8 protein-coding genes and 2 pseudogenes are annotated in these 10,328 nt (G+C 60.0%); 9 read left to right on the forward strand and 1 reads right to left on the reverse strand.

Annotated features, from left to right (window positions below):
• Positions 1–62: 62 nt before the first annotated feature.
• A complete protein-coding gene (locus HMPREF2554_RS11535) occupies positions 63–761 on the reverse strand; it encodes a hypothetical protein (RefSeq protein WP_168160868.1) in 699 nt (232 codons plus the stop codon).
• 6 nt (positions 762–767) lie between these two features.
• Between HMPREF2554_RS11535 and HMPREF2554_RS03625 the strand changes: the two are divergent.
• The 9 genes and pseudogenes from HMPREF2554_RS03625 to guaA all read left to right on the forward strand — a co-directional run.
• Positions 768–1,037 (forward strand): annotated as a pseudogene (locus HMPREF2554_RS03625) (winged helix-turn-helix domain-containing protein); the annotation flags it as partial.
• Positions 1,034–2,158: pseudogene (locus HMPREF2554_RS03630) on the forward strand (sensor histidine kinase). The pseudogenes HMPREF2554_RS03625 and HMPREF2554_RS03630, both read left to right, overlap by 4 nt.
• A 114-nt stretch (positions 2,159–2,272) precedes the next feature.
• A complete protein-coding gene (locus HMPREF2554_RS03635) occupies positions 2,273–2,599 on the forward strand; it encodes a heavy-metal-associated domain-containing protein (protein ID WP_041321526.1) in 327 nt (108 codons plus the stop codon).
• 51 nt (positions 2,600–2,650) lie between these two features.
• Positions 2,651–4,885 (forward strand): copper-translocating P-type ATPase, encoded by a 2,235-nt coding sequence (locus tag HMPREF2554_RS03640; protein WP_041321525.1) that lies wholly within the window; start codon positions 2,651–2,653, stop codon positions 4,883–4,885.
• Between the two features lie 48 nt (positions 4,886–4,933).
• Positions 4,934–5,620 (forward strand): DUF305 domain-containing protein, encoded by a 687-nt coding sequence (locus tag HMPREF2554_RS03645; RefSeq protein ID WP_041321524.1) that lies wholly within the window; start codon positions 4,934–4,936, stop codon positions 5,618–5,620.
• 114 nt (positions 5,621–5,734) lie between these two features.
• Complete coding sequence (locus tag HMPREF2554_RS03650; protein ID WP_013397574.1) at positions 5,735–6,094, forward strand: DUF5655 domain-containing protein; 360 nt, start codon at positions 5,735–5,737, stop codon at positions 6,092–6,094.
• Between the two features lie 185 nt (positions 6,095–6,279).
• Positions 6,280–7,302 (forward strand): SURF1 family protein, encoded by a 1,023-nt coding sequence (locus tag HMPREF2554_RS03655; protein ID WP_013397573.1) that lies wholly within the window; start codon positions 6,280–6,282, stop codon positions 7,300–7,302.
• Positions 7,303–7,340: 38 nt separating this feature from the next.
• Positions 7,341–7,925: a DUF3817 domain-containing protein gene (locus HMPREF2554_RS03660; RefSeq protein WP_004005221.1), complete on the forward strand. Its 585-nt coding sequence runs from the start codon at positions 7,341–7,343 to the stop codon at positions 7,923–7,925.
• Between the two features lie 140 nt (positions 7,926–8,065).
• Positions 8,066–9,658, forward strand: coding sequence for a glutamine-hydrolyzing GMP synthase (gene guaA / locus HMPREF2554_RS03665; RefSeq protein WP_013397572.1), 1,593 nt, complete (start codon positions 8,066–8,068; stop codon positions 9,656–9,658).
• Positions 9,659–10,328 lie beyond the last annotated feature (670 nt).

Raw genomic sequence — 10,328 nt, forward strand, 5'->3', positions numbered from 1 at the left:
GTTGCGGTTTTTGTGCGCCAAGCTGGAGCATTGTGCGCACCGCGTGGGCTGGTTATCTGCCGTTAGTCTTTTGTGGTGGCAGGCTGTTGGTTGAGTGAGGGAACCTCGCCGACGACTTTCGGGTACCCGGCGAACGGAACCTCGGTGGCTTGCACAGCATCCTGGGTGGGTACGGTGCAGCTGTCAATGTACTTGGGGTTGTACTCTTCGACCTTGAACTTTATGGTGAGAGAGCGCTGCTTATCTCCTTTGGTTTTGCCAGAAGAAATGGTCACGCTGTGTTCCTCACCAGGTTTCCAGTTGGCGGGCACCTCAATGTCACGGGTGAACGACGTCTCTTCCTCGGAGAGCTTGAAGGTCATTTCACCCTGCCCGTTTACCTTTGACTTGCCGTCATCCAGGGTGACGGTAATATCCGAGGGAAGATAGTCTTCTCCATACGTCCAGTCAGACCCTCCAATCGTGAACTTCTGCCCCGCATATACGGTCTTCGGGGCGGAAACAGTGGCCGCCTCACTGGTGTTATCGCTTACCAGGCGGGTCTGTTCAGGCGCGGACGCAGGGTCGATAATCCGTTTGGTTTCGCCGGGCGCGGTACCTGCATCTTCAGCCTTGAACCGGGAGAGCGTGTTTGCAGTAATATTCACGGATTCCTTGCCGGGGTATTCGTCCACGCTGGCGCTCTGGTACTCGCCGGTGGTGGGGTCAATGCGGAAGTCCACATTTGTGTTTTTGTACGTTTTATCACGGGAAACAGCCACTACGGAGCCGTCGCCCATCAGGTGCGGGTGGGGGAGACGACCGTGGAGCTCACCCGCACGGAGTTCGAGCTGCTGGTTGCCCTCGCCCTGCGCCCCGGCCAGGTGCTGACCCGCCACGACCTGGTCACCGAGGTCTGGGACACCACCTGGGTCGGTGATGAACGCATCGTCGATGTCCACATCGGCAACTTGCGTCGCAAGCTCGGCACCGACACCCGGGGCCGGGGGTTTATCGACACCGTGCGTGGCGTGGGCTACCGGGTGGGGCAGCCATGAATCACGGACCCGGCCTGACCTTCCGCTTCCTGGCCGCCCAGGTGTTGGTCGTGGTGATTAGCCTGCTGATGGCCGCGGCCGTGGCCACGATGGTGGGCCCGACCCTGTTCCATGATCATATGTTGATGACCGGCCGGGAGGACCCCTCGCTGGAGCTGTTCCATGCCGAGCAGGCCTACCGGGACGCCAACCTGATCACCCTGGCCGTCGCCCTGCCCACCGCCTTGATCAGCGCCCTGCTGGCCAGCCTGTGGTTATCGCGTCGCCTGCGCACCCCCCTGCAGGATCTCACCCGCGCCGCTACCAGCCTGACGGTCGGCAACTACCGTATCCGCGTGCCCGCCGGAGAAGCAGGCCCCGAGGTCACCACCCTGGCGCATGCCTTCAACACTATGGCCGACCGGCTGGAACACACCGAACAGGTCCGCCGCCAGATGCTCTCTAATCTGGCCCACGAAATGGGCACCCCCTTATCGGTGCTCACGGTCTACCTCGATGGTCTCCAGGACGGGGTCGTGGACTGGAATAATGCCACCCACACGATCATGGCTGACCAACTCGCCCGCCTGACCCGGTTGATGGAAGACATCGACGATGTCTCCCGGGCCCAGGAACACCGGATCGATTTGGACCTGGCGGAGGAAGGGTTCGGGGATCTGCTCCATACCGCCGCTGCTGCCGGGGGGCTTATGCTGACAAAGGCGTCGATTTACAGGTCGAGACTATTACGGACACCGCCCGGGTGCTCGTGGACCGGCAACGCTTCGGCCAGGTGATGAGCAATCTCCTGTCGAACGCGCTACGGCACACCCCGGCCGGCGGGCAGGTCCGGATCAGCGTCTACCGACAGGGGGCGTCCACCGCGCTCATCCACGTCGCCGATGACGGCGAGGGCATCCCACCTGGCCAGCTCGGACACATCTTCGAACGCTTCTACCGGGGGGGATGCCGTCCGCAGCCGGGACAACGGCGGGGCCGGTATCGGTCTGATCATCTCCAAGGCATTGATCGAGGCCCACGGCGGCACTCTCACCGCCACCTCCCCCGGGCCCGGTCGCGGAGCGGTGTTTGCCCTCCGCCTCCCGCTGTCCCCTCCCGACAGTGAGGAGGCTGCTCGGTGACCACACCCTGCCCCGCGTGAGGGCCGTGCCCTCCACCCCTTGAAAATATACCCCATGGGGGTATATGCTGGAGAGTAGCATCGCCGAATCCCACCGACCCGTAGGAGCTTTCCCATGATCACCTCCCCGCCCCGCCTCTTGCCGATGACCTCCCACGACTGCAGCTGTTGCGGACCTGCCTCACGTGCCGACACCGCCTCCATCCCTGCCGCCAGCGACTCGTCAGCAGGAGGGTCCTCCCCTAGCTACCAGGTCACCGGCCTGACCTGCGGGCACTGCGCGAAAAGCGTGACCCAGGCCCTTCAGGCCCTCCCCCAGGTCGACGACGTCCAGGTTGATCTCGCTGCTGGTGGTGTTTCCACCGTCACGGTCACCGGTGTCGTACCTCCGGAGATGGTTCGCCGGGCTATCGAGGCGACCGGCTACACCGTCTTATCCTGATCGATTTTACCCATCATCTCGACCCCGACCGGGTTGAGCGAAAGGAACGTCATGAGCACTCCCCACCATTCCGGCGATCACCATGGTGATCACCCCGCTCCGGAAACAGACCACACCCACCACCCGGCTCATGCCAGCCACGAACACCACGCAGATGCCGACACCCACGGCCAGGCGATGCCCCACGGTCACCCGCACTCCGTCCTGGACGAAGACCACCAGGTTCATGGTCACGGCGAACACGCCGGGCACAGCACCGCAATGTTTCGGGACCGCTTCTGGTGGTCGCTGATTCTGTCCATTCCCGTCGTTATTTTCAGCCCCATGGTCGCCCACCTGCTCGGCTACCACCTCCCGGCATTCCCCGGATCCACCTGGGTCCCCCCGGTACTGGACACGATCATCTTCGTCTACGGCGGAACGCCTTTCCTCAAGGGCGGATGGAAGGAACTGAAATCCCGCCAACCCGGGATGATGCTCCTGATTGCCATGGCCATCACCGTGGCGTTTGTCGCCTCCTGGGTCACCACTCTGGGGCTGGGCGGTTTTGACCTGGACTTCTGGTGGGAGCTGGCCCTGCTGGTGACCATCATGCTGCTGGGCCACTGGCTGGAGATGCGCGCTCTCGGGGGTGCGTCCTCCGCGCTTGACGCGCTGGCTGCCCTGCTGCCGGATGAGGCCGAGAAAGTCATCGACGGGACCACCCGCACCGTGGCCACCTCCGAGCTGGTCGTCGACGACGTCGTGCTGGTGAGGGCCGGTGCCCGGGTGCCGGCCGACGGAACCATCCTCGACGGAGCCGCCGAATTCGATGAGGCGATGATCACCGGCGAATCCCGTCCCGTCTTCCGCGACACCGGTGACAAGGTGGTCGCCGGTACCGTGGCCACCGACAACACCGTCCGCGTCCGGGTGGAGGCTACCGGCGGGGACACCGCCCTGGCCGGGATCCAACGCATGGTTGCCGACGCACAGGAGTCCTCCTCCCGGGCCCAGGCCCTGGCGGATCGGGCGGCGGCGTTGTTGTTCTGGTTCGCGCTGATCTCTGCTCTGATCACCGCGGTGGTGTGGACTATCATCGGCAGCCCGGACGATGCCGTGGTGCGCACGGTCACGGTGCTGGTCATCGCCTGTCCGCACGCCCTGGGCCTGGCGATTCCGCTGGTCATTGCGATCTCCACCGAGCGGGCCGCGAAATCCGGGGTGCTCATCAAGGACCGGATGGCGCTCGAGCGGATGCGCACCATCGACGTGGTGCTCTTCGATAAAACCGGCACCCTGACCGAGGGTGCGCACGCGGTCACCGGTGTCGCGGCAGCTGTCGGCGTCACCGAGGGCGAGCTGCTGGCCCTGGCCGCCGCCGCGGAGGCCGACAGCGAGCACCCCGTGGCCCGCGCCATCGTGGCGGCCGCGGCCGCCCATCCCGAGGCCTCCCGTCGGCAAATCCGTGCAACTGGTTTCAGCGCCGCCTCCGGCCGGGGGGTCCGGGCCACTGTCGATGGCGCTGAGATCCTCGTGGGCGGGCCGAACATGCTGCGCGAGTTCAACCTCACCACCCCGGCCGAGCTCACCGACACCACCAGCGCCTGGACCGGGCGTGGGGCCGGTGTGCTCCATATTGTCCGCGACGGTCAGATCATCGGTGCGGTGGCCGTCGAGGACAAGATCCGCCCCGAATCCCGCGCCGCCGTGAAAGCCCTGCAGGACCGCGGGGTGAAGGTCGCGATGATCACCGGTGACGCGCAGCAGGTGGCCCAGGCGGTTGGCCAGGACCTGGGGATCGATGAGGTCTTCGCCGAGGTCCTGCCCCAGGACAAGGACACCAAGGTCACCCAGTTACAGGAGCGTGGCCTGAGCGTGGCCATGGTCGGCGACGGTGTCAACGACGCCCCGGCCCTGGCCCGCGCCGAGGTCGGCATCGCCATCGGGGCCGGCACGGATGTGGCGATGGAATCCGCCGGAGTGGTCCTGGCCAGTGACGATCCCCGGGCAATGTTGTCGATGATTGAGCTCTCGCAGGCCAGCTACCGCAAGATGATCCAGAACCTCATCTGGGCGTCCGGTTACAACATCTTGGCCGTGCCCCTGGCCGCCGGCGTGCTCGCCTCTAGCGGCATTCTGCTTCCCCCGGCTGCTGCTGCGGTGTTGATGTCGCTGTCGACGATTGTGGTGGCGCTTAACGCTCAGCTGCTGCGCCGGATTGATCTGGACCCGGCCCACCTGGCTCCCACCAGTCCGAAGGAGGAACACACCACGCCTACTCCGGCATCCACCGCCGTCCACTGATCCACCACTTCTCTCCACTGCCCCCATATGACCCTGAAAGGCTCCACCATGAAGCGCACCCTTGTTCTTTCCGCTCTCGCCGTGGCCTCCACCCTGGCGCTGGCTGCCTGCGGTAAGGCCACCGAGTCAGGCAACACCGACGCCACCACCTCGGCCACCAGCACTGCGACGACTACCGCTGAGACGACCGAGACCACCACGGCGACGACTGAGGCGGACGGGGAGATCTCCGCCGATTACAACGACGCGGACATCATGTTTGCCCAGATGATGATCCCCCATCACCAGCAGGCCGTGGAGATGAGTGAGATGCTCCTGGCCAAGGAGGGTATCCCCGCCCAGGTCGTGGAGTTTGCCCAGGGGGTTATTGACGCCCAGGGACCGGAGATTGACCGGATGAACGCCATGCTCGAGGCCTGGGGCCAGCAGCCGGTCACCGACTCTGGGGGCATGGGGACCATGGACGAGATGGGTGGAATGGATCACGGCGAGATGGGTGGCATGAGCGGGATGATGAGCCAGGAGGACATGACAGCCCTTGAGGAAGCCCAGGGCACCGAGGCTGCCCGCCTCTACCTGGAGCAGATGACCGCCCACCACGAAGGTGCGGTCGACATGGCCCGTGACGAGGTTGCTGACGGCCAGAATCCCCATGCGATCACCCTGGCCGAACAAATTATCAACGACCAGGAAGCCGAGATCGCCCAGATGCAGCAGATGCTCACTGACCTATGACAGGTCCCCGTCTTTTTCTGATCTCGAGGACAGGAATCTGAAAAAGAGGGATACCTGCGTGTCGTCCAGACGACCCTATAAACTCTCAGATGGTTACCCCAGAAAGGAACGACTATGCCGAGCAACAAGATGATCAGTGATTTCTCGGACAAGCCGAAGACTGATTCCTTTTATCAGGCGATCGATGGGTATGTCATGAGCCTGGGTAAAGTCAAGAGGGAGTTTCGCGCGCAGGTCAGCTACTCTGTTAACCGGAAGTTTCTCTGGATGTGGGCATACGAGAAAACCAAGGATGGTACGTTGTACTTCAACGTGACCCTAGATCGCCAAGAGGAGAACAAGAATATCCACAGGGTCACTCAGGTCAGCCCTAATCGATGGAACCATCACGTTGAGGTCAAGTCACTGCAGACGGCGAAGAGCCAATGGCTACGTACCTTGATCGACATGGGTTTCGAATTCTCCACCCAGTGATCATCGGGGAGATACAGACCACGGTCTGCTGGGGACATGTCCACGATGAATGCGATATATCATCTGTTCTTAAACGGCATGTGGTGAAATCTCGTCGAAAGTGTTGTCTGCCTACCAACGAGTTCTTCCTGTTATATTTTTCTTATCGTTAGGGGCACATCACGCAAACGCGCTACCCTAGATATGTGTGGAAATTGGCGTTTACTCCCCGCTGGTTGGGCGGGCTTTTGCTGGCTCTCGTCTTTGTGACGGGGTTTGTTGCGCTCTCCAGCTGGCAGTTTAACGCCTCCACCTCACAGCAGGTACATTCTGATCCTGCGAAAGATCGAGTGCGACCCTATACCGAGATTCTGCAGGCGCATCAGCCCGTGACGAACTTGACGGTTGATACCGTAGTGCAGGCGAAGGGGAAGTACGTTCCAGGATCCTCCATGCTGGTAGCAGGCCGCCTGAATGAGGGGCAGCACGGATACTGGGTTCTGAGTGAATTTATTCCCGAAGGAACCGATAAAGCCGCCGCTTTGGGAAGCACCAAGCCCCGCGCTATTACAGTGGCACGAGCCTGGATAGCGGGTGAAGACGATCACGCGCCGAGCATACCCGCCGAGCCGACAGGGACAGTTGAGGTTGCCGGTCGTGTAGTAAATGCCCAGGGCGCCGCCCCGTACACGCGCATGGCTGAGAAAGTATTGGAAAGCGCATCCCCGGCACAGCTGACAAACCTGTGGGATTCACCCCTCTATGACGGCGTGCTCACGCTTTCTGTCGAAGTCCCCGAGGACCAAAAAATACCCCTCACCGAACAGCACACAATCGCAGAAAATGCCACTATTATTGGACAGTCCGAGAATCTGCGCCCTATTCGCGCAGCCCAGGCGACCAATGATGCCAACATCAACTGGCTCAACATCTTCTACTCGCTCGAGTGGCTGATTTTCGCGGCGTTCGCCCTCTACCTATGGGGACGCATGCTTAAGGATGCGGCGCATCGTGCCGCCGAACCTGCCGAATACACCCAGTATTTCGAGTACGAGGGCGAATACTTTGTGGACGAGACCACCGGACGCCCCTACTATTGGGACCCCGCCGACGAACAGTACTATTTCTTTGATGAAGCTCCCGAAGAAGCATCCGTGCGTATGGAAGATACACCACGCAACGCACCGGAGAGTGGTAATCCCCAGAAACCTGCAGATACAAAAGACTAACGCCAGCTAAACTCATCAGCACACACGAGAGGCACAGCATGTCAGAGAACTCCGAGAAGAACACAAAAATTACCCCGGTAGAACGTACCGACGGGCGCAAAGTCACCCTATCGCAGAATGCCTCAAAAGCATCAGCAGACGGGGCAGAACACGCGCCCCAGGGTGGATTTACGGTGCGCAAAAAATTTGGCGGTACCGAAACGCAGATTCGTTCCGCGCTAACCTTCTATAAATGGTGCGCATGGATATCCGGTACCTTCCTGTTGCTGCTGGTGGTTGAGATGATCACTCATCACGGGATGGGTTATGACCTGGTGGCGGGTGCAAAAGACGCCGCAACCGGTTCCGATGTATCGTTCGGCGTCCTTAACCGCGAAACCGGCAACCTCACCGGCGGAGTAAACATCTCCACATGGGTGCTTATCATTCACGGCTGGTTCTACATCATTTACCTGTTCTCCTGCATCCGTATTTGGCTGCTCATGCGCTGGGGCATCGCCCAGCTCATCGTCATGGCGCTCGGCGGCGTGGTGCCATTCCTCTCATTCATTGTTGAGAAACGCATCCACGCAGAAACCCTGGCGCAGCTTGAAGCAAACCCGCAGGCAACCAAACGATACTAGCCCCCCCAGCATCAGCGAAAACCCAACGGCGAGTACCCCTGAATGGGTGCCGCATAAAACTTTTGTCTCTCCCGTAGAATAGAAATACAAGACTTCGCGCGCTCGCGCGGAATTTCAAACCTGACACGTGAGGAAAATCCGTGACCGACTCTGTACACCCGGATCAGCTTGAAGAGCGTCCGGTTCTGGTGGTAGATTACGGTGCCCAGTATGCGCAGCTTATCGCTCGTCGTGTGCGTGAGGCGGGTATCTACTCTGAAATCGTTCCCCACTCTATGAGCACCGAAAAGATGCTCGCTAAAAACCCCGCCGCGATTGTGCTTTCGGGCGGGCCTTCATCGGTGTATGCCGATGGCGCCCCCCGTGGCGATAGGGCACTATTTGAGGCTGGCGTGCCGGTCTTCGGTATCTGCTACGGTTTTCAGGTGATGGCGCAAACCTTGGGCGGTACCGTGGCGCAGACCGGTTCCCGCGAATACGGCGCAACCGATGCGACCCTGTGTGCAGTTGAGTCTTCGTTCCTCACTGGAACCCCGCAGACGCAAAACGTGTGGATGTCGCACGGCGATTCCGTGACCGAAGCCCCCGCCGGGTTTGAGGTTCTGGCGCAGACCCCGGGTGCGTCCGTGGCGGCGTTCGTGGATGAGCACCGCAAGCTGGGCGGCGTGCAGTGGCATCCCGAGGTGAAGCACTCCGACTACGGTCAGGTTGCGCTTGAGAACTTCCTCTACAACATTGCCGGACTTAAACCCACCTGGTCAACCGACAATATTATTGAGGAACAGGTTGCAAAGATTCGTGAGCAGGTTGGCGAAGACCGCGTGATTTGTGCGCTCTCTGGCGGCGTGGATTCTTCTGTTGCCGCAGCCCTCGTGCATAAGGCTGTAGGCGATCAGCTGACCTGCTTCTTTATCGACCACGGGCTGCTGCGCGCGGGCGAGCGTGAACAGGTTGAGCAAGACTACGCCGCGTCAATGGGTATTCGCGTAATTACCATTGACGAATCAGAGCGTTTCCTCACTGCACTGGCTGGCGTGAGCGACCCTGAGCAGAAGCGTAAGATTATTGGCCGCGAGTTCATCCGCTCCTTTGAGCAGGCCGAGCGCAAGCTCATTGAGGAAGCGGGCGAAGAGGGCGCACAGATCAAGTTCCTGGTGCAGGGTACCCTGTACCCGGATGTGGTTGAATCCGGCGGCGGCGAGGGTGCGGCGAATATTAAGTCGCATCACAATGTGGGTGGTTTGCCTGAGGATTTGGCGTTTGAGCTGGTCGAGCCGCTGCGTACCCTGTTTAAGGATGAGGTTCGCGCGATTGGCCGTCAGCTGGGTGTTCCCGAGAAGATCGTGGCGCGCCAGCCGTTCCCCGGCCCCGGTCTGGGTATTCGTATTGTGGGTGAGGTGACCCGCGAGAACCTTGAGACCCTGCGCGCGGCGGATGCGATTGTGCGTGAAGAGCTGACCGCAGCCGGTCAGGACGAGCATATTTGGCAGTGCCCCGTGGTTCTTCTCTCCGGTGTGCGTTCGGTGGGTGTGCAGGGCGATGGCCGCACTTATGGGCATCCGATTGTGCTGCGCCCGGTTTCTTCGGAGGATGCGATGACCGCCGACTGGTCGCGTCTGCCCTATGATCTGCTGGCAAAAATCTCGAACCGGATTACGAACGAAGTCAAAGACGTGAACCGCGTGGTGCTGGATGTAACCTCTAAACCCCCGGGAACCATTGAGTGGGAGTAACGCACTAGGGGAGTAGCCCCTAGGATTCAACCCAGTTTTGAGTAGGTAAGCCGCCCGGTGTGTTCTGAGCTTTCAGGATGCACCGGGCGGCTTTGCTGTGGTCATAAAGGTATAGAAGCTGCGCCATGGTCCTCTCGAAACGGAACATTTCATCAAGTCCTTCTGTAGCAGAGTATGGTTTCGGACGCCCATGATGGGAATGTGAAAGTCTGGATCGTACTCGATAAAAGGTGCAGGCTTGGTTTTCAGAAAATCTTGCTGGTGTTCTTGATATTGTTCTGCTTGTGTTTTTATTGGAGCTCAAACCCACAAAGTGAATAAAACTTAGAATAAGTGTTATCAGCATAATGAGAAAAGCAGTACAAATAACTGATAAATCGGTTTAGCCACTATGAGAACTGGGGACAGCGTTGTAGACAAGAGTCACGAACCAGCAGAGGTAAGAGCCAGTGTTTTTACTGTAATCTAGGGGTTGCCTCTAATGATTAACCCTCAGTGTTTTTGTCCTGAAAGCTGGGTGGTCTTCTTAATACTATTTGTCGTGACAACAATCATTAAGATGCCCAAAATAACCTCGTAAAGGGCTACTATAACCCCCACTATTGTAAAAGAGCTCTCGGCAGATGAAGATGGATCAAGAATCCGCTCTAGCATAAACGGCACATAGGTA

Origin of the sequence: Rothia sp. HMSC071F11, assembly GCF_001809115.1 — a bacterium.
Classification (GTDB): domain Bacteria; phylum Actinomycetota; class Actinomycetes; order Actinomycetales; family Micrococcaceae; genus Rothia; species Rothia dentocariosa.